Source organism: Abyssibius alkaniclasticus (assembly GCF_020447305.1).
GTDB classification, from domain to species: Bacteria; Pseudomonadota; Alphaproteobacteria; order Rhodobacterales; family Rhodobacteraceae; genus Abyssibius; species Abyssibius alkaniclasticus.
The window spans coordinates 1,500,743-1,519,020 of record NZ_CP095732.1 but is presented as its reverse complement, the minus strand read 5'-3'; the positions used below and the strand labels follow the sequence as shown (position 1 = coordinate 1,519,020).

Genomic DNA, 18,278 nt, shown 5'->3' with positions numbered 1-18,278 from the left:
TGGTTAATATTCCGTTACATCTTTTGCTCATAAATATCCCCGCCGGAGGCATCATCACTTTATGCACCGCGTGCCCGCAGCATTTCGCGTGAAATGATATGCCGCTGGATCTCGCTGGTGCCCTCCCAGATCCGTTCAACCCGCGCGTCGCGCCAGATGCGTTCCAGCGGCAGGTCATCCATCAGCCCCATGCCACCGTGGATCTGGATCGCCTCATCGGCCACCATCGCCAGCACCTCTGTGGCTTTGAGCTTGGCCATCGACATATCGGATTCCGTTACCGTGCCCTGGTCAAATTTCCAGGCGGCTTCTCGTGTCAGCAACTCGGCGGCTTTGAGTTCCATCGCCATATCGGCCAGCTTGAAGGAGACGCCCTGAAACTTGCCGATTTTCTGGCCGAATTGTTCACGTTCTGCGGCATAATCAACGGCATAACCCAGCGCGCGTTCGGCGCGGCCAAGGCATGTTGCCGCCACCTGCAGGCGCGTGGCCCCGAGCCATGTATTGGCAACCTCAAATCCCTTGTGGACCTCGCCCAGCACGGCCGATTGTGGCAGTCGGCAGTCATTGAACTCCAACACCGCATTCGTATAGCCGCGATGGCTGACATTGCGATAGCCATCGCGCAGCTCAAACCCCGGCGTGCCCTTGTCGACAAAGAATGCCGTGATCCGCTTTTTCGGGCCGCGCGGGGTTTGCTCTTCGCCGGTCGCCATGAACACAATGGCGAAATCGGCGATATCGGCATGGCTGATGAAATGCTTTGTGCCGTTCAGGATGAAATCATCGCCATCGGCCTTTGCGCTGGCCTTCATGCCGCGCAAATCCGAGCCCGCGCCGGGTTCGGTCATTGCCAAACAATCCCATTTCTCGCCGCGGATGCAGGGAAAAAGGTAGCGCTCGCGCTGCTCCGGCGTTCCGGCCAGCAGGATGTTCGACGGGCGGGCAACGCATGTCCAGTGCAGCGCGTAATTGGCGCGGCCCAGCTCTTTTTCATAGAGCAGCCATGTTTGCGTATCGAGCCCGGCGCCGCCCACATCTTCGGGCATATTGGCGGCGTAAAGCCCCGCCTCGATCGCCTTGGCCTGAATCTCGCGCACAAGCTCCATACGCAAATGGCCGGTGCGCTCCACCTCGGCCTCATGCGGGTAAAGCTCGCGCTCCACAAAGGCGCGTGTTGTGTCGACAATCATCTGCTGTTCTTCGCTCAGCCCGAAATCCATAATGATTACCTTATGCTACGGCTTCTGGCCCACGGCACGCCCGGCCCCTTCGGGGCGCGGCATTGTGGCATGGGCCTTGGCATAATCGGCCAGTTTTGCAACCACGTCCGGCAAAGGCTCGCTTGTGGCGCGGCTGTTCAGGTTTACATGCAGCAGCAAATGCTCGCCGGTTGCCAGCAGTCGCGCGCCTTCGAATAGACTGTGGAACAGGTGCAGCTTTTTGCCCGCACCCGCCAGCACCTGGGTTTCGACCCGCACCCGCGCACCCGCATGAACCTCGTCAATATGGCGAATATGGGTCTCGGCGGTGAAATAGCTGTTGCCAGCGGCAATATAGTCTGCATCGGCACCGATGATTTCCATGAACCGGTCCGAGGCCGCGGCAAAAACCTCCAGATAATGCGCCTCGTTCATATGGCCGTTATAGTCGGTCCAGCTTTGCGGCACCTGCCGGTTTTGGGTCTCGACCAGGCCCAGCGCGGGCGCTGTTCGCCCCATACGCCTGTCCTGCGCGACCAAAAGCGCGCCCGCGCCCCAATTGTTGCGCTTGAGCGCGCGCATCATGCCGACAAGATTGTCATCGCGAATACGCTCAAGTTCACGGATAGAGTGCATTCCCGATTGCGCATCTGACTGGCTGGCCAGAGTCTCCACCAACTCGTCCGTCAGTTCAGGCACATCCATCAGCTTGGTCCAGGGCCAGGCCAGGCAGGGGCCGAATTGCGCGATGAAATGCTTCATCCCCGCCTCGCCACCCGCAATGCGATAGGTTTCAAACAGGCCCATCTGCCCCCAGCGCAGACCAAAGCCAAAGCGGATCGCGTCGTCGATTTCCTCGGTCGTGGCGATACCGTCCTTGACGAGCCACAGCGCCTCGCGCCACACGGCTTCAAGGAAACGGTCGGCGATATGCGCATCTATTTCCTTGCGCACAAGCAGGGGCTTCATGCCAAGCTTTTCAAGGGTATCAACACAGGTCTGGCGTATGGCCGGGTCGGCCACATCGCTGCCCACAACCTCGATCAAGGGCAGAAGGTAGACAGGGTTGAACGGATGGCAGACAAAAATCTGCCCGGGCCGGGCCGCGCCCTGCTGCAACTCGCTTGGCTTGAAGCCGGAGGTGGAGGAGCCGATCACCGCATCCGCGCGCGCATATGCCTGAATTTCGGCAAACACCCTGTGCTTGATGTCGAGCCGCTCCGGCACCGATTCCTGCACCCAATCCGCCCCCGCAACCGCCTCGGCAATGCTGGTGGCAAAGCTGAGCCTGCCTTCGGGCGGCATGGCCACATCGGCCAGCGCGGGCAGGCTGCGGCGGGCATTGGCCAGCACTTCGCCGATTTTGCGTGCGGCTTCCGGGTCGGGGTCGGAAATCCGAACATCCCAGCCATTCAGCAGGAAGCGCGCCGCCCAGCCGCCGCCAATAACCCCGCCGCCGATGATTGCTGCCGTTTTTGTCATATCGTGCCTCCGGAAATGCAGCGCATGATGCGCGCAGGATCAAACCCGTCTTATGCTGGTGCCCGCTTGGTCAGCCCCAGCTTTTCGCGCACCGCTTCCGGCCCGATCACCCGTGCGCCCATGCGCTCGATTATCCCGACCGCGTTTTCGACAAGCTGCGCATTGGTGGCCAGGTTGCCCTTGCCCAGCCACAGGTTATCTTCCAGCCCCACGCGCACATTGCCCCCGGCCAGAACGGCGGCAGAGACATAGGGCATCTGGTTGCGGCCCAGCGAAAAGGCGCTCCAGTTCCAGCCATCTGGCACGTTGTTCACCATCGCCATAAAGGTGTTGAGGTCATCCGGTGCGCCCCAGGGCACGCCCATGCAGAGCTGCACAAGCGCCGGGAATTTCAAGATGCCCTCGGCCACAAGCTGCTTGGCAAACCACAAATGCCCGGTATCAAAGGCTTCGATTTCCGGCAGCACGCCAGACTCCGTCATCATCCGGCCCATAGCGCGCAGCATTCCCGGCGTGTTGGTCATCACATAATCGGCCTCGGCGAAGTTCATCGTGCCGCAATCCAGCGTGCAAATCTCGGGCCGGCAATCCAGCACATGCGCCACACGCTCGGTTGCACCGGCCATATCGGTGCCCGCCACGGTGGGCAGGGGCTGTTCGACATCGCCAAACACAATGTCACCGCCCATGCCCGCTGTCAGGTTCAGCACAACATCGGTGTCGCTGTCGCGAATGCGCTCGGTCACTTCGCGGAACATGGCCGGATCGCGGCTGGGCTTGCCGGTTTCCGGGTCGCGCACATGGCAATGCACAATTGCCGCCCCGGCCTTGGCCGCCGCAATCGCGCTTTCGGCAATTTGCTGGGGCGAGCGCGGCACATGCGGGCTGCGCTCCTGGGTCGATCCCGAGCCGGTAACAGCGCAGGTGATGAAAACTTCCTGGTTCATGGACAGTGGCATTGGCTTCCTCCGGTTCCTGGGGCAAGTATCGCGGTCTTGCGGCAAAACAATTTATCTTTTACGCATGAAAATTGATGAAACACGCAAATATGATCTTCCAGCCCAGCGCAAAGCCGCTGCATGTCGGCCTGCTGCTGCTGCCCGAAAGCTCGATGATGTCGCTTGCCAGCACACTCGACCCGATGCGCGCCGCCAACCGCTTTGCCCGCCGCCCGCTGTTTTCCTGGCGCATCGTCACGCCCGATGGTCTGCCGGCCACATTGACATGCGGGCTGGACGTGGCCAGCGGCGGAAGCCTCGCAACCCTTGGCGCGGTCGATCTGCTTTTGGTGATTTCCGGCTTCAACCAGGCCCGCCACGCGCCTGCCCCGATCTTGCGCCAGCTGCGTCAGCTTGCGCCGCGCCTAGCCTGCCTCGGCGGGGTCGAGGCCGGAACCTGGGTGCTGGCACGCGCGGGGCTGCTGTCTGGCCAGCAGGCAACAACCCATTGGGAAGACCTTGAAGACTTTGCCGCCGCCCATCCCGAGGTCGATGTGCAGGGCGCGCGCTTTGTCATCACCCATAACCGCATCACCGCCGGTGGTGCGTCGCCCGCGATGGATATGATGCTGGAACTGATCCGCGCCCGCTATGGCGTGGCACTGGCGCTACAGGTGGCGGGTGTGTTCATCTATGAATCCGCCGCCGGCGGTGCCGACCGCCAGCCGCTCATGGCCCGCGCCCGCCTTGAACGCCGCGACCCGCTGGTCGCCCGCGCGCTCGATGCAATGGAGACCGCGCTCGATGAGCCGCTTTCTGTCACCAAACTCGCGCAAAGCCTGGGCGTATCACGCCGCGCGCTCGAAACCCGCTTTGCGCGCAGCCTGAACATGGCTCCCGGCCAGGCCTGTCGCAACCTGCGGCTGGAAAGCGCCGCCCGGCTTGTGCGCGACACCGCGCATCCGATGGCCGAAATCGCGCTGCGCTGCGGCTTTTCCAGCCCCGCCGCCTTCAACCACGCCTTTTTGGCGAAATTCGGCCAGAACCCACGGCAGATGCGCGCGCGCAGCTAGCATCTTTTGCTCTTAAATATCCCCGCCGGAGGCTCCTGCCCCGCGCTGCTATCCCGCCTTGTGCCAGTTTTCCATCACCTCGAAGGCTTCCGCCCCCGTCTCCACAAAACGGAACAGTTTGATGTCATCGGCGCTGATGGTTCCGGCATCGGCAAGCGCCTCCCAGTCGATGATCTTGTGCCAGAATGCCTTGCCAAACAGCAATATCGGCAGCGGCTCCATGCGGCCAGTCTGCACCAGTGTCAGGGTTTCAAACAGCTCATCGAGTGTGCCAAACCCGCCGGGGAAGACCGCAACGGCTTTGGCGCGCAACAGAAAGTGCATTTTGCGAATGGCAAAATAGTGGAAGTTGAAGCAAAGCTCTGGCGTGGCATATCGGTTTGGGGCCTGCTCATGGGGCAGCACGATATTCAGCGCAATCGACACGCCCCCCGCATCAACCGCGCCACGATTGCCCGCCTCCATCACACCCGGCCCGCCACCGGTGCAGACAACGGTGTCGCGCCCATAGGATTTGAGCGACTTTTCCGTGCAGAGCCGGGCAAATTCGCGCGCCGCATCGTAGTATTTCGACAGATCGGCCAGCGTCTTCGTGCGCGCCTTGTCCTTGAATTCAGGGTCGGGAATGCGCGCGCCGCCAAACAGCACCACGGTCGAGGTGATTCCGCGTTCAGCCAAGGCCATTTCGGGCTTGAGCAGTTCCAGTTGCAGGCGCACGGCGCGCAACTCGTCACGGCACAGAAACTCGCTATCGGCAAAAGCAAGCCGGTAGGCGGACGCGCGGGTTTGCGGCGTGTCGGGCACGTTCTTCTGGGTGGCCACATCCTCGCCCGCATCGGGAAACCGCTCCTGTTTCCATCGAATTTCTACCATGCCACGTCCTTTCAACTGGTGCTTTGGGACCATTTCTATAGTCTGCCGCACAGCATTGCCAGCAAGGGGAGAAAAATGGTGCATCACGATGAAATTACCGCCGCGGCTTTGCGCATTGCCCCCCATATCCGCCGCACACCTGTTGCCATGCTTGAGGGGCTGGGCTTGGACTATCCGATCGCCGTGAAGCTGGAACACATGCAGCATACCGGCAGCTTCAAGGCGCGCGGGGCGTTCAACACCCTGCTGTCGCAGCCGGTGCCAGCGGCGGGGGTTGTTGCGGCCTCCGGTGGCAATCATGGCGCGGCGGTGGCCTATGCCGCCACCAGTCTGGGCCATGCGGCGCATATTTTCGTGCCGGAATTTGCTGGAAAATCGAAAATCGACCTTATCCGCAGCACGGGGGCAAAGCTCAGCGTTCTGCCCGGCACCTATGCCGAAGCCCTGGCCGCCGCACAAGCGCATGAAGCCGCCACCGGGGCGATGCAAATCCACGCCTATGATGCGCCCGGCACTGTGGCAGGCCAAGGCACGGTCATGGCCGAATGGGAGGCACAGGGGCTGGAGGCCGATACCGTGCTGATTGCGGTTGGCGGGGGAGGGCTGATCGGGGGCGCAATGGCCTGGCTTGCCGGGCGGCGCAAGCTTGTCGCGGTTGAACCGCGCCTTGCGCCCACATTGCACAATGCCCTGGCCGAAGGGCCAGAAACCACGGTTGAGGTTTCCGGCGTCGCCGCCAACGCATTGGGGGCCAGAAAAATCGGCCGCATCTGCTATGATCTTGCGACAGCGCACAACATCACATCGGTGCTGGTCGAGGATGACGCCATTACCAGGGCGCAAACCCTGCTTTGGCAGCGCGCGCGGATTCTGGTGGAACCGGCCGGTGCAGCGGCGCTGGCCGCGCTCGTATCGGGCGCCTATACCCCCGCCATTGGCGAAAAAGTCGCCGTATTGCTGTGCGGCGGCAATATCGCGCCGGATCCGCTGGCCAGCGCGTCGCATTGAACCCATCGCGCCAAGCCGTTATAGCGCATCAAAAGCGAAACATTCCAGGAGCGACCCATGTCAAATTCAGCACTCGAAGCCGCCATCGAAGCCGCATGGGAGGCGCGCGACACGATCAGCCCAGCCACAACCGGCGAAACGCGCGAGGCGATCGAGCATACGCTGGATGCGCTGGACAGTGGCAAGCTGCGCGTGGCCGAACCGCGCGAAAGCGGTGAATGGCATGTCAACCAATGGGCCAAAAAGGCCGTGCTTCTGGGCTTTCGCATCAAGGATATGGAGCAGCAATCGGGTGGCGCGCAGGGCGGCGGCTGGTGGGACAAGGTCGACAGCAAGTTCAAAGGCTGGGGCGACACCCAGTGGCGATCGGCCGGTTTTCGCGCCGTGCCCAACGCGATTGTGCGCAAATCGGCCTATATCGCCCCCGGTGTGGTGCTGATGCCGAGCTTTGTGAACCTTGGCGCCCATGTCGATAGCGGCACGATGGTCGATACATGGGCGACTGTTGGCAGCTGTGCGCAAATCGGCAAGAACGTGCATCTTTCCGGCGGCGTTGGCATTGGCGGCGTGCTGGAACCCATGCAGGCAGGCCCGACCATCATCGAGGATAATTGCTTCATCGGCGCGCGCTCCGAGGTGGTTGAAGGCTGCATCGTGCGCGAAGGCTCGGTTCTGGGCATGGGCGTATTTATCGGCAAATCCACCAAGATTGTCGACCGTGAAACAGGCGCCGTGATGTATGGCGAAGTGCCCCCCTATTCCGTTGTTGTCGCAGGCGCGATGCCCTCCAAAAACGGCATCAACCTTTACTGCGCTGTAATCGTGAAGCGGGTCGATGAGCGCACCCGCTCCAAAACCAGCATCAACGAGCTTTTGCGTGACTGAGAAGAAACCCAAACGCCCACAGCAGGTGTTTACCCTGCTGGTTGAAGTCGGCCGCAGCGCCGATGATGACCTGCCCAAGGGGGCGACGGGGGCGGCGCTGATGATTTATGCCAGCGGAGTGGACGAGCAGGAAGCGGTGAATGAAACCGTGAATGTGCTGCAAACCGCCGGGCTGCACCCGCTCGATGTTTCGGGCTATGGCACGCTGGAAGAGCGGCTGGCCGATGGGCATGATATTTCGGATGAGGAGCGCGGCTTGATGGACCGTGCCTTGGCCGAGAACGCTGTCATCGTTGTCCAAATGACCCCGTTTTTCGAGGATGAAACCCCGAACGGCCCGCATTAGGATGCTGATATGAGCCTTGACCCCGTCGACCTCACCGCCAAGCTGGTGCGCTGCGCCTCGGTCACACCAGAGGAGGGCGGCGCGCTGGTGCTGCTTGAGGATCTGCTTGGCAAGGCAGGTTTTGCCTGCACGCGCATCGACCGTGGCGGGGTTTCCAACCTGTTCGCCCGCTGGGGTGCGCCCGGCAATACCCGCGCCTTTGGCTTTAACGGCCATACCGATGTGGTGCCGGTCGGCAGTCGCGATGACTGGACGCATGACCCGTTTGGCGCGGAAATCCACGATGGCAGGCTTTACGGGCGCGGCGCGGTCGATATGAAATCGGGCGTGGCGGCCTTTGTGGCGGCGGCGGTGGATTTCGTGGCACAAACCCCGCCCGATGGCAGCATCACCATTACCATCACCGGCGATGAGGAGGGCGATGCGCTTGACGGCACCGTCGCCATTCTGGACTGGATGGAAGCGCAGGGCGAGCGTATGGACCATTGCCTTGTGGGCGAGCCGACCTGCCCCAACATAATGGGCGAGATGATGAAAATCGGGCGGCGCGGCTCGATGACAGCTTACTTTGTAGCGCGTGGCCAACAGGGCCATTCCGCCTATCCGCACCGCGCGCGCAACCCTCTGCCCGCGCTTGCGCGGCTGATGGACCGGCTTGCCAGCCATGAACTCGATGCAGGCACCGACCATTTTGATGCTTCCACCCTTGCGATAACCACAATCGACTGCGGCAACCCGGCCAATAACGTCATCCCCGCCAGCGGGCGCGCCACGGTCAATATCCGCTTTAACGATGCGCATTCATCCGACAGCCTCACCGCGTGGATGCAGGCTGAGGTTGACAAAATTTCTGCCGAAACCGGCATTGATTTTGACATGCAGGTGAAAGTTTCGGGCGAGAGTTTCATTACCGAGCCGGGTGCATTTTCCGAGCTTGTGGCCGATGCGGTGGCCGAGAATACCGGCATCCGCCCGGTCTATTCCACCTCCGGCGGCACATCGGATGCGCGTTTTGTGAAGGCCCATTGCCCGGTGGTTGAATTCGGGCTGGTCGGGCGCGGAATGCACCAGGTTGATGAAAGCGTCGAGCTTGCGCAAATCACCCAGCTCAAAGCCATTTACGCAGGCATTTTGCGCCGCTACTTCACCCGCTGATGCGCCCGCGCCTTGTTGTCATGCTGAAAGAACCCCTGCCCGGCCGCGTCAAAACCCGGCTGGGGCAGGAGATTGGCATGACAGGCGCCGCCTTCTGGTTCCGCCATCAGGTTGCGCGGCTGTTGCGCGAAATTGCCGATCCGCGCTGGCACTGTGTGCTGGCGGTTTCGCCCGACCGTGCCGGCCTGTCCAGCCGTGTCTGGCCCGCGCAATTTGCGCGCATTCCACAAGGTGGTGGCGATCTGGGGGCGCGTATGGCGCGGCAACTGGCGGCGCATCAAGGCCCTGTGCTGATCATTGGCGCCGATATTCCCGGAATCACCCGCGCCCATATTGCAAAGGCTTTCGCCGTGCTGGGGCGAAAGGACTTTGTTCTGGGCCCGGCGGGCGATGGCGGCTATTGGGCGATAGGCGCGCGCAATCTGGGCCGCCCCTTGCCGAAAACGCTGTTCAGCAACACGCGCTGGTCCACGCAATATGCGCTGGCCGACACGCTGGCCAGCCTTGGCAGCGCCAGCCACGGGCTTTGCGCCACGCTTGATGATGTCGACACTTTGGACGACCTTAGGCGCCTCAAACACTAACCGGCCATAGGCTGAAAGTAATATTCACCCAAATGGTTGACTATCTGTGACTCCGGAGTATATTCACCCATATGGTTGAACATGACGAATCCCAGCGCCTATCAGACATCCTGAAAGCGGCAAGTGATGTTACACGACGCGCCATTCTGACCCTGCTCGTGCAGCAGGGGCCGACGCGCGTCACCGCTCTTGCCGAGCATTTTGATACCAGCCTCAATTCGGTCTCAAAGCACATCAAGGTTCTGGAATCCGCCGGGCTTGTCAGCCGCAAAACGCTTGGCCGCGTGCATCTGATCGAGGCGAATATGGCCCCAATCCGCGAAATAGATCGCTGGTTCGGGCAGTTGCGCCTTCTTTGGGATATGCGGCTGGAACGTCTGGATGAAATCCTGCAACCCGGAGATAAAGATGACTGAACTTTCACTGCGTGTTACCCGCACCATCAACGCCCCGATCGAGGCCGTTTTCAACGCCTGGCTCGACCCGGCCATGCTGGTCAGATTCATGACCCCCGGCGAAGGCGTGACCGTGCCAAAGGCCGAAACCGATGCCCGCGTTGGCGGGCGGTTTGATATTGTCATGACAGCGGGGAAAAAGAACTGCCCCATAGCGGCACCTATCTGACCATAGACCGCCACAGCAAGCTGGTATTCACATGGGAATCGCCCAATTCCGACGCGGGCAGCACGGTTACGCTGAACCTTGCGCCAAGTGCGGCGGGCGGCACCGATGTCGAACATTTGCACGTAAAATTCCCATCCGAGGAAAGCCGAAACAACCATGAGGCGGGTTGGGGGGCCATTCTGGCCACGCTTGACGGCGTTCTTGCCTATAGCCTTACCTGAACGGCCGCAATCTCTGTTAGGCTTGGCGGCATACGACCAATAACACATGGGGGATATTATGGAACTGAACTGGTTGGCATTTATCATTGGTGGCATTGCGGCCTTTATGGCGGGCTGGGCGTGGTATAGCCCCATGCTCTTTGGCAAGGGCTGGGCGGCGGGCTCGAAGGTAGAGCTTGGCAGCGCATCATCCATGCCGGTCTTTGCGATGGTCGCACAGCTTGTGGCGGTGTTTTTACTGTCGTTTGTCGTCGCGATTACCGCCACGACCGATGCGCTCATAACCGCCATCGCAGCCATTCTGGCGGCATCGGCCTTCGTCGTCTCCTCGGGCGCATTCGTCAAAAAATCGACCTATGCGCTTTGCGTTGATGGCGGCTATATCATCCTGTCGGGTGTGATCATGATCGCGATCCACGCCATCATCTAGCCAGCCATGCGGCGATTTGCGTCTTGTCGTGCGCCGTGAAAATGGCATAGCTGGTTGGCGAAATCAGGGGGATACCATGATAGGACGCCTAAACCACGTAGCCATAGCCGTGCCCGATCTTGGCGCGGCTATCGCCCTTTACCGCGACGCGCTTGGCGCCGATGTTGGCGCGCCGCAAGACGAGCCTGAACATGGCGTAACCGTTGTCTTCATCACCCTGCCCAATACCAAGATCGAACTGCTTCATCCGCTGGGCGAAAACTCGCCCATTGAAGGTTTTTTGGGCAAGAACCCCGCGGGCGGCATCCACCATATCTGTTATGAGGTTGCCGATATTCTGGCCGCGCGCGACAAGCTTGCAGCCAGCGGTGCGCGCGTTCTGGGCGGAGGTGAGCCGAAAATCGGCGCGCATGGCAAGCCGGTTCTGTTCCTGCACCCCAAAGACTTCAACGGAACGCTGATCGAATTGGAGCAGCTATGAGCATTATTTCCTTCATCGTTCTGTTCGCCGTGGTCTGGTTCATGACCCTGATGATCGCGCTGCCCATTGGCCTGCGCACACAGGGCGAAGACAATGACACGGTCAAGGGCACGCCCGCATCGGCGCCGTCAAACCTGCGCCTGGGGCGCAAGATGCTCATCGTCACGCTCGTCGCCGTGCCCGTCTGGCTGGGGCTGAGCGCCATTATCGAATATGACGTGGTAACGGTGGCCGATTTTGACTGGCGCGGTGTGCTGTCGCGCTAGCTGCGCATCCAGCTTGTTTTCGCGGCAATATCCGGGCGCGGGCGTTCGGGCGGCGCGGCCCGCTCGGTGCCGATATGGATGAAGCCGGCCACGAATTCATCGGGTGTCAGCGCAAGACCCTGCTGCAAGAACGGCGCATCAAGCGCCATCCAGCCGGTCAGCCAGTTCGCCCCCCAGCCCGCAGCGGCAGCGGCATTCAGCAGCGACAGGCACACCGCCCCTGCCGAAAGCGTCTGTTCAACCTGCGGCACTTTTTCGCTGATCACCGGCGAGGATATGACCGCGACAACCAGCGCCGCATCGGCAAACTGGCTTTTGGATTTTGCGATCCGCTCGGCGTCATGCCCCATTTCGGCGGCGCGCATCTCGGTCAGCGCCGCAAGCCGCGCCAAGGCCGCCTGTTCCAGAATGATCAGCCGCCAGGGCTCTAGCTTGCCATGATCGGGCACACGCAGCCCGGCCTCCAGGATCGGGGCAAGCGCGGCCTCATCGGGCACCGGCAGGCCAAGCGATTTTGCGGGGCGCGAGCGGCGGCTGCGCAGAAAGGCAAGAACTTCGGGCATGGCATCTGGCATAGCTGGCTCCTGTTGATTTCGACTAGGCGCCAAGCTGGGCAAGGAACCGGCTGCGCAACGCGTCCAGACCTGTCCAATTGGCGGATTTAGCGGCAAAAAGCGTGGCCTGACTGGCCAGTATTGGCGCATCGCCAATAATTTTCAAATGGTTGGCGGCCAGCGTTTCGCCCGATGACGTGATATCGGCAATCGCCTCGGCAGTCTGGTTGCGCACTGTGCCCTCGGTTGCACCCTGACTGTCGACAAGCTGATAATCGGCAATCCCGGCCCGCGCCAGATAGTCGCGCACGATCACGTGGTATTTGGTGGCGATGCGCAACCGAAACCCGTGGCGCGCCCGAAACTGCGCGGCGATGGCGTCAAAATCATCGAGGCTGTCGCAATCGACCCAGGCGCGCGGCACGGCCAAGATCAGGTCGGCATGGCCAAAACCCATAGGCGCAATCACCTCAACGGCGCTGGAATGGGCCGGAATTTTCTCATGCACCAGATCAAGCCCGGTAACGCCAAAATGAATGCGCCCGGCCGCAAGTTCACGCGGAATTTCGCCCGCCGAAAGCAGTTGCAAATCCAACCCGTCAAACCCGTCTACCTGGCCGGCATATTCGCGGCCGGAACCGCTGCGCGCCAGCGTCACGCCGCGTTCGGCAAACCAGTCAAAACACTGTTCCTGCAAGCGCCCCTTGGAGGGCACGGCCAAGCGGATGCGCATCATTTGCCCCCTTTCGCGGCCAAAAGCGCCTCGGGGCGCAGAATGCCGCCAATGGCCGGAATGCCCTGACCCTGACCAAGCACCGCCGTCATAGCATCATAGCGCCCACCCTGGGCGATTTGCGGCAGGTCGGGCCGGTTCAGCGCCTGAAAGCCAAAGACAAAACCGTCGTAATATTCTAGCGTCGTGCGCCCGAAACTGGCTTCAAACGGCAGGCGCGCAGTATCAACGCCCGCTTTGCGCAAAGCGGCGGCACGGTCGGCAAACTGCGCGGCGGCGCTGCCAAGCGCGGGACGTTTTTCAGCCAGGGCATCCAGCTTTGGTGCAATCTCGTCGACCATGCCAGCAAGGGCCAGCACGTCGTTCAGCACAGCAACTTCGCCCGCATCCAGCGGCGGTTGCGCGGCCTCATCCACCAGCACAGCGGCGCGGGCTTCGATATCTTCAAAGCTGCGCAGCCCGATAAGTGGCGCGGCACCCGCCACCAACTCACCCAATCGCCCTGCATGGACCGCCTCAAGCAGAGCTTTGCGTGGCTCTGACGGCCGCGCGGGCGCGCTGTAGCGTTCAAGCAAATGTTTGAACCGTGCAGGCCGCCACATATGGCGCATCAGTGCAGCGCGGCGGGCATCGGATGTGGTTAAGCCCTGAACGGCTGCGCGCAAAATCCCCAGATCGCCGGTGGCCGCCTGCACGGGCAAATCGCCCAAAGCGGCCTGCATCAGGCAAAACACCTCGGCATCTATCGCCGCGGCGTCGCCGCGGTCGAACCGCTCGAACCCCACCTGCAAATACTCGTTGGGCCGTGTCGAGCCTGCCGCCTGACGCCGCCAGACCTGCCCGGAATACATATAACGCGCAGGCTCGCTGCCATCGCGCATATGCAGTTGAACCACGGGCACGGTAAAATCGGGGCGCAGCAGCATTTCGCCCTGTGCCGGGTCGGTCATGGTATAGGCGCGCGCGCGAATATCCTCGCCGTAAAGGTCGATCAGCACATCGGCGGGCAGCAAAGCGGGCGGGTCCAGAAATTCGGCCCCCGCCTTTTCAAACAGCGCCAGAAGGCGGCCCACCTCGGATTGCAGCGCCTGCAAGCCAGCACCGGTGCGCGCGCCCGGCAAATAGGCGCGGTCAGTCTGCATTTGCGGCGCGTGCAATCATCTTTTGCACCTCGGCAACCAGATCTGCCCGCTTCACGCTAAGCTGCGCGGGCTGGGCTTTCCATTCCTCGTTCGTGGTTATGTTCGCCGCCAAAGCTGCGCCAAGCGCAAGGTCTTTGAGCTGCACAATACCGTCGGCGCGCTCCTGACTGCCCTCGATCACCGCAACCGGGCTGTTGCGCTGATCGGCATATTTAAGCTGGCGGCCAAGGTCTTTGGGGTTGCCCATATACATTTCGGCCCGAATGCCGGCCGCGCGCAACTCGCCCACCATCGCCTGATAATGCGCCAACTGGTCCTTGTCCATCACGCTCACCACCACTGGCCCCAATGCCGTGCGGCGGCTTTGCCCTTTGGCCACGAGCGCCGCCAGCAACCTGTCGACCCCGATGGATACACCTGTTGCAGGCACATCCTGACCCGTAAAGCGTTTAACCAAATCATCATACCGCCCGCCACCAGCGACCGAGCCGAACTGCCTTGGCCGCCCCTTCTCGTCGGTAATCTCAAAGGTCAGTTCCGCCTCGTAAACCGGGCCGGTATAATAGCCAAGGCCGCGCACGACCGAAGGGTCGATCAGCACACGATCACCGCCATAGCCCTGGGCATCGGCCAATGTCGCAATGGTTTCAAGCTCATCCACCCCGGCCAGCCCCGTGGCCGAGCCCGCAACCGCAGCGCGCAGATTTGCCAGCGTTTTTGCAGCGTCATCGGCGCGCGAAGTCAGAAAGGCCAGCACGGGTGCGGCCTGATCATCCGAAAGACCAACACCATCGATATAGGCGCCCGAAGCGTCGAGCCTGCCCTTGCCCAGAAGCTGGCGCACACCGGCCTCGCCCACCTTGTCGAATTTATCGATCGTGCGCAAAACCGCATCGCGCCGGCCTGCATGTTCAGCGGTAATATTCATGGAATCGAGAATGCCGTTCAGCACTTTACGATTGTTGACCCGCACCACATAGTCGCCGCGCGCAATGCCAACGGCCTCCAGACAATCGGCGAGCATCGTGCAAATTTCGGCATCGGCCGCCACGCTGGGCGCGCCAACGGTGTCGGCATCGCATTGGTAAAACTGGCGAAACCGCCCCGGCCCCGGCTTTTCGTTGCGCCAGACCGGGCCAAAGCTGTAGCGCCGATAGGGGCTGGGCAGCGTGTTGCGATGCTGCGCATAAACGCGGGCCAGCGGCGCGGTCAGGTCATAGCGCAGCGCCATCCAGCTTTCATCTTCATCCTGCCAGGCGAACACACCCTCGTTCGGGCGGTCAACATCGGGCAGGAACTTGCCCAAAGCCTCGACCGTTTCCACGGCGCTGCTTTCCAGCGGGTCAAACCCGTAGGCGTGGTAGACATCGGTGATGCCGCGCAGCATATCGGCCCGCGCGGTTACATCCGCCCCGAAATAATCCTGAAACCCGCGCGGCGTTTCTGCGCGCGGGCGGCGTGGCTTGCCCGATTTATTCTGTGCCATAGCGGCCCCCGGCCTGAAAACTCTCTCGCGCAGTCCTATCGCAAAGCCGCGCGCGGGGGCAAGGCCACATCAGGGGCAATCTATTAACCACGAATTAACCGATTCATAGGATTTTATTAAACTAGTCGCGGTTTTGGTGGGGTGAATGTGCCGAGTTTCATGGTCTATACGGGGCAAGATCTGGGCCTGAGCGGCGGATTTGGCGACCCGTTCGGCATTTACCCGACATTTGGCAGCACCCGAATTACCACCGCCGCAGCGGGCGCGGCACCAACGCTGGTAACGGTCACCGATGATGACGCGGCGCTCAATGTCGAAAGCCCCACTAATAACCAGTTGCTGAGCAGCGCGATTGATATGGACGGCACGGTGATCGGCCCGGCCGGCACCAGCGTTACGATTTTGGGCACCTCGGTAGTGGTCAACGCCACAACGCTTGAAACGGGCGTGCTGGCCATTGTGCAGATCAACAATGTCGATGGCGTGGCCGGGAACAATATTGCCATTGGCTATGCAACCACGATTGATATCAGCCCCGGCGACCAGCTGACAATCATGTCCTGGAAAAACTCGCCGCGCAGTGTCAACTATGATGACCTGATCGGCGCGCCTGTTTGTTTTGCAGCCGGAAGCCTTGTGCAATGCCCTGAAGGCTGGCGCGCCATTGAAACGCTGCACGCGGGCGACAGGGTTTGCACCCGCACCGGCCCGCGCCCTATTGTCTGGCGGGCCGAACGGCATGTCAGCGGGCTTGGGCCGCTCGCCCCCATTTGCCTTGCCCCCGGCAGCCTGGGGGCGAATGCGCCGCTGCTGCTGTCACCCGACCATCGTGTCCTGCTTACGGGAAATCTGGCGCAGCTTTTGTTCGACACCGCGCATATCTGGGTGCGCGTCGCCGATTTATGTAATGATCGCAGCATAATACGCCAGCCTCAGCGGCAAATATCCTATCATCATCTTTTGCTGGAAGGCGGGCACCATGTGCTGAACGTGCAGGGCGTGGCGGCCGAAAGCCTTGACCCGCTCGCCGCATCAGACCCAACCGTTCTGGCCAGCATTCCTGCGCATTTGCTGGCCGAAAGCTATGTCAGCCACCCCACGCTCAGCGCACTTGAAGCCCGCGCCGCCTCGGCCTATCAAGGGGTATGGAAAACCGCCTGACCCAGCTTGAAGAAACCATCGCCCACCAGCAATCGGTGATTGATGATCTGAACGCCGTTGTCACCGATCAGGCTGCGCGGCTCGCCGTGCTTGAACGTCGCGTGCAAATGCTGCTGCAAGCCGCCGCCCAGGCCGAAGCCGATGGCCAGCTTGCGGCCCCGCCCGCCGACCAGCGCCCACCGCATTACTGAAGCCCGAGCGCGGTTGTCGCTTTCACTTCCTTCAGCACAAAACTTGAAACCACGCTGCGCACATAGGGGCTGCGCAGCAGGTTATGCGTCATGAAATCCTCATAGGCCTCCACATCGGCCACGCGGATTTTCAGCATATAGTCCGACGTGCCCGAGACTTTGAAGCATTCCTGAATATCGGCATGAAGCTGCACCATGCGCGTGAACCCCTCAATCGCCTCGGCAGAATGATCGGCCAGCGAAATATGCGCCAGCACGCAAAGCTTGCGCCCCGCCAAAGCCGGGTTCAGCAGCGCGACGCGCGCCGAAATCAGCCCCGCCCGCTCAAATTCCTGCATTTTGCGCCACGCGGTCGATTGCGCCATGCCGCAGCGGCTGGCCAGCGCATTCAGCGACAATGTGCTATCGCGCTGAATTTCCCGCAGCAAAGCGCGCTCCTGGTCTGAAAATTTCATATTCTGCCAAAATGTGGATAAGTTTGGCCATATATACGCGAATTTCTGCGATGATTGAACCTGTTTCTCACCCATTTTGGCCTATACTCGCCTTAAGGCAACCCATAGGTGCAGCATGGCGCAACAACCCTACGAATCCAAATTCCCCGATGCCGGTGGCATTTACAGCTATTCCAAAACCGAGGATGACACCTGGCAGCGCCTTGTTGGCCGCCAGATTGCGGCGCTTGGGGGCCTTGCGGTTGATGCGTATTTTGATGGCGTCGAGATCCTGAAGCTTGATCAACCCGCCGTTCCACAGGTGGCCTATATCAACGCAGCCTTGGGAAAAGCCGCCGGTTTCGGCGTGGAAGGCGTGCCCGCGCTGATTTCGCCAAAACGCTTTTACGAGCTGCTGAGCGAGCGCAAATTCCCCGTCGCCACCTTTCTGCGCCGCCCCGAAGATATGGATTATCTGGAAGAGCCGGATATTTTCCACGAGGTTTTCGGCCATTGCCCGCTGCTCACCAACCGCGCCTATACCGATTTTGTCCAAGCCTTCGGCAAGGCAGCAGGCAACCTGGGCAAGGGCTATTCCTGGCACATGTTCCGCCTGTTCTGGTTCACGGTCGAGTTCGGGATGATCCGCACGGCCGAAGGGCTGCGCGCCTATGGGGCGGGCATCGTCTCCTCACCTTCCGAGCTTGAACACGCCTTCTCCGACGCCTCCGAGAAGCTCGATTTCGACCTGCAAACCGCGCTGCGCACACCCTATCGCATTGACATCGTGCAGCCGGTCTATTTCGTGATCGACAGTTTCGAAGCCCTGCCGCGCATTCTGGACTGCGACATCAAGGCCGAGATCGACCGCGCAAAAGAGCTTGGCGACCTGCCCCCGCGCTTTGAGCCAGCAAAGAAAGACGTGGCGTGACTGCGCGCGTCGCCCCGGGCTTGACCCGGGGCCTCTACCTTCGTCACAAGAGGTCCCGGATCAAGTCCGGGACAGCGC

The 18,278-nt window shown here is 61.3% G+C and carries 24 protein-coding genes; 15 read left to right on the top strand and 9 right to left on the bottom strand.

The annotated features are described in order from the left end of the window. Positions 1 to 59: 59 nt before the first annotated feature. Genes LGT41_RS07675 through bcoG form a run of 3 tightly spaced genes read right to left on the bottom strand, consistent with a single transcriptional unit; the run spans position 60 to position 3,643 of the window. On the bottom strand, positions 60 to 1,223 hold the full coding sequence (locus LGT41_RS07675) for an acyl-CoA dehydrogenase family protein (RefSeq protein WP_274129535.1): 1,164 nt from the start codon (positions 1,221 to 1,223) through the stop codon (positions 60 to 62). Positions 1,224 to 1,238: 15 nt separating this feature from the next. Continuing rightward, on the bottom strand, positions 1,239 to 2,684 hold the full coding sequence (locus tag LGT41_RS07670; RefSeq protein ID WP_274129534.1) for a carnitine 3-dehydrogenase: 1,446 nt from the start codon (positions 2,682 to 2,684) through the stop codon (positions 1,239 to 1,241). Positions 2,685 to 2,734: 50 nt separating this feature from the next. Beyond that, positions 2,735 to 3,643: a 3-dehydrocarnitine:acetyl-CoA trimethylamine transferase BcoG gene (gene bcoG / locus LGT41_RS07665; protein ID WP_274129533.1), complete on the bottom strand. Its 909-nt coding sequence runs from the start codon at positions 3,641 to 3,643 to the stop codon at positions 2,735 to 2,737. 74 nt (positions 3,644 to 3,717) lie between these two features. Between bcoG and LGT41_RS07660 the strand changes: the two genes are divergently transcribed. Continuing rightward, complete coding sequence (locus LGT41_RS07660) at positions 3,718 to 4,695, top strand: GlxA family transcriptional regulator (RefSeq protein ID WP_274129532.1); 978 nt, start codon at positions 3,718 to 3,720, stop codon at positions 4,693 to 4,695. 48 nt (positions 4,696 to 4,743) lie between these two features. Here the strand turns inward: LGT41_RS07660 and LGT41_RS07655 are convergent, their stop codons facing one another. After that, positions 4,744 to 5,568, bottom strand: a complete 825-nt coding sequence (locus LGT41_RS07655) for an LOG family protein (protein WP_274129531.1) — start codon at positions 5,566 to 5,568, stop codon at positions 4,744 to 4,746. Between the two features lie 75 nt (positions 5,569 to 5,643). Between LGT41_RS07655 and LGT41_RS07650 the strand changes: the two genes are divergently transcribed. The 11 genes from LGT41_RS07650 (at position 5,644) to LGT41_RS07600 (ending at position 11,568) form a co-directional block, all read left to right on the top strand. Further along, on the top strand, positions 5,644 to 6,576 hold the full coding sequence (locus tag LGT41_RS07650) for a threonine/serine dehydratase (protein WP_274129530.1): 933 nt from the start codon (positions 5,644 to 5,646) through the stop codon (positions 6,574 to 6,576). A gap of 57 nt (positions 6,577 to 6,633) precedes the next feature. After that, positions 6,634 to 7,461 (top strand): 2,3,4,5-tetrahydropyridine-2,6-dicarboxylate N-succinyltransferase, encoded by an 828-nt coding sequence (gene dapD / locus LGT41_RS07645; RefSeq protein WP_274129529.1) that lies wholly within the window; start codon positions 6,634 to 6,636, stop codon positions 7,459 to 7,461. Continuing rightward, positions 7,412 to 7,807, top strand: coding sequence for a hypothetical protein (locus LGT41_RS07640; protein WP_420720205.1), 396 nt, complete (start codon positions 7,412 to 7,414; stop codon positions 7,805 to 7,807). The genes dapD and LGT41_RS07640 overlap by 50 nt, the downstream gene beginning before the upstream one ends. Before the next feature lie 9 nt (positions 7,808 to 7,816). After that, positions 7,817 to 8,962, top strand: coding sequence for a succinyl-diaminopimelate desuccinylase (gene dapE, locus LGT41_RS07635; RefSeq protein WP_274129526.1), 1,146 nt, complete (start codon positions 7,817 to 7,819; stop codon positions 8,960 to 8,962). Then, positions 8,962 to 9,546, top strand: a complete 585-nt coding sequence (locus tag LGT41_RS07630; protein ID WP_274129525.1) for a TIGR04282 family arsenosugar biosynthesis glycosyltransferase — start codon at positions 8,962 to 8,964, stop codon at positions 9,544 to 9,546. Before dapE ends, LGT41_RS07630 begins: the two co-directional genes overlap by 1 nt. Positions 9,547 to 9,617: 71 nt before the next feature. Continuing rightward, on the top strand, positions 9,618 to 9,962 hold the full coding sequence (locus LGT41_RS07625) for an ArsR/SmtB family transcription factor (RefSeq protein WP_274129523.1): 345 nt from the start codon (positions 9,618 to 9,620) through the stop codon (positions 9,960 to 9,962). Next, entirely contained in the window at positions 9,955 to 10,170 is a 216-nt protein-coding gene (locus LGT41_RS15960) for an SRPBCC family protein (protein ID WP_274129522.1), read from the top strand. Before LGT41_RS07625 ends, LGT41_RS15960 begins: the two co-directional genes overlap by 8 nt. Further along, positions 10,146 to 10,391, top strand: a complete 246-nt coding sequence (locus LGT41_RS15955; RefSeq protein ID WP_476366407.1) for an SRPBCC domain-containing protein — start codon at positions 10,146 to 10,148, stop codon at positions 10,389 to 10,391. The genes LGT41_RS15960 and LGT41_RS15955 overlap by 25 nt, the downstream gene beginning before the upstream one ends. Before the next feature lie 58 nt (positions 10,392 to 10,449). Continuing rightward, positions 10,450 to 10,821 carry a DUF1761 family protein gene (locus LGT41_RS07610; RefSeq protein ID WP_274129521.1) on the top strand — a complete coding sequence of 124 codons (372 nt, stop codon included), beginning with the start codon at positions 10,450 to 10,452 and terminating at the stop codon, positions 10,819 to 10,821. Positions 10,822 to 10,897: 76 nt separating this feature from the next. Beyond that, entirely contained in the window at positions 10,898 to 11,302 is a 405-nt protein-coding gene (gene mce, locus LGT41_RS07605; protein ID WP_274129520.1) for a methylmalonyl-CoA epimerase, read from the top strand. Then, the gene (locus LGT41_RS07600) at positions 11,299 to 11,568 is read left to right on the top strand and encodes a DUF1467 family protein (protein WP_274129519.1); all 270 of its coding nucleotides are present in this window, start codon (positions 11,299 to 11,301) and stop codon (positions 11,566 to 11,568) included. Before mce ends, LGT41_RS07600 begins: the two co-directional genes overlap by 4 nt. On the opposite strand, the gene LGT41_RS07595 is transcribed toward LGT41_RS07600, so the two are convergent. From LGT41_RS07595 to hisS, 4 genes are read right to left on the bottom strand one after another with little or no spacing between them, the layout of a single operon-like run. Then, positions 11,565 to 12,143, bottom strand: a complete 579-nt coding sequence (locus tag LGT41_RS07595) for a nitroreductase family protein (RefSeq protein ID WP_274129517.1) — start codon at positions 12,141 to 12,143, stop codon at positions 11,565 to 11,567. The genes LGT41_RS07600 and LGT41_RS07595 overlap by 4 nt on opposite strands. 22 nt (positions 12,144 to 12,165) lie before the next feature. Next, entirely contained in the window at positions 12,166 to 12,855 is a 690-nt protein-coding gene (gene hisG / locus LGT41_RS07590; RefSeq protein ID WP_274129686.1) for an ATP phosphoribosyltransferase, read from the bottom strand. Next, positions 12,855 to 13,997 (bottom strand): ATP phosphoribosyltransferase regulatory subunit, encoded by a 1,143-nt coding sequence (locus tag LGT41_RS07585; protein WP_274129516.1) that lies wholly within the window; start codon positions 13,995 to 13,997, stop codon positions 12,855 to 12,857. Before LGT41_RS07585 ends, hisG begins: the two co-directional genes overlap by 1 nt. Continuing rightward, positions 13,987 to 15,483 carry a histidine--tRNA ligase gene (gene hisS / locus LGT41_RS07580; protein ID WP_274129515.1) on the bottom strand — a complete coding sequence of 499 codons (1,497 nt, stop codon included), beginning with the start codon at positions 15,481 to 15,483 and terminating at the stop codon, positions 13,987 to 13,989. The genes LGT41_RS07585 and hisS overlap by 11 nt, the downstream gene beginning before the upstream one ends. Positions 15,484 to 15,630: 147 nt before the next feature. Here hisS and LGT41_RS07575 point away from each other — a divergent pair, with 147 nt between their 5' ends. Together LGT41_RS07575 and LGT41_RS07570 are read left to right on the top strand one after the other, a co-directional pair. Then, complete coding sequence (locus tag LGT41_RS07575) at positions 15,631 to 16,644, top strand: Hint domain-containing protein (RefSeq protein ID WP_274129514.1); 1,014 nt, start codon at positions 15,631 to 15,633, stop codon at positions 16,642 to 16,644. Next, positions 16,629 to 16,835, top strand: coding sequence for a SlyX family protein (locus LGT41_RS07570; RefSeq protein ID WP_274129513.1), 207 nt, complete (start codon positions 16,629 to 16,631; stop codon positions 16,833 to 16,835). The genes LGT41_RS07575 and LGT41_RS07570 overlap by 16 nt, the downstream gene beginning before the upstream one ends. On the opposite strand, the gene LGT41_RS07565 is transcribed toward LGT41_RS07570, so the two are convergent. Then, entirely contained in the window at positions 16,829 to 17,290 is a 462-nt protein-coding gene (locus LGT41_RS07565; protein ID WP_274129512.1) for an Lrp/AsnC family transcriptional regulator, read from the bottom strand. The two genes, LGT41_RS07570 and LGT41_RS07565, sit on opposite strands and share 7 nt — an antisense overlap. 115 nt (positions 17,291 to 17,405) lie before the next feature. Here LGT41_RS07565 and LGT41_RS07560 point away from each other — a divergent pair, with 115 nt between their 5' ends. Beyond that, on the top strand, positions 17,406 to 18,200 hold the full coding sequence (locus LGT41_RS07560) for a phenylalanine 4-monooxygenase (protein WP_274129510.1): 795 nt from the start codon (positions 17,406 to 17,408) through the stop codon (positions 18,198 to 18,200). The last annotated feature ends 78 nt before the right edge of the window (positions 18,201 to 18,278 follow it).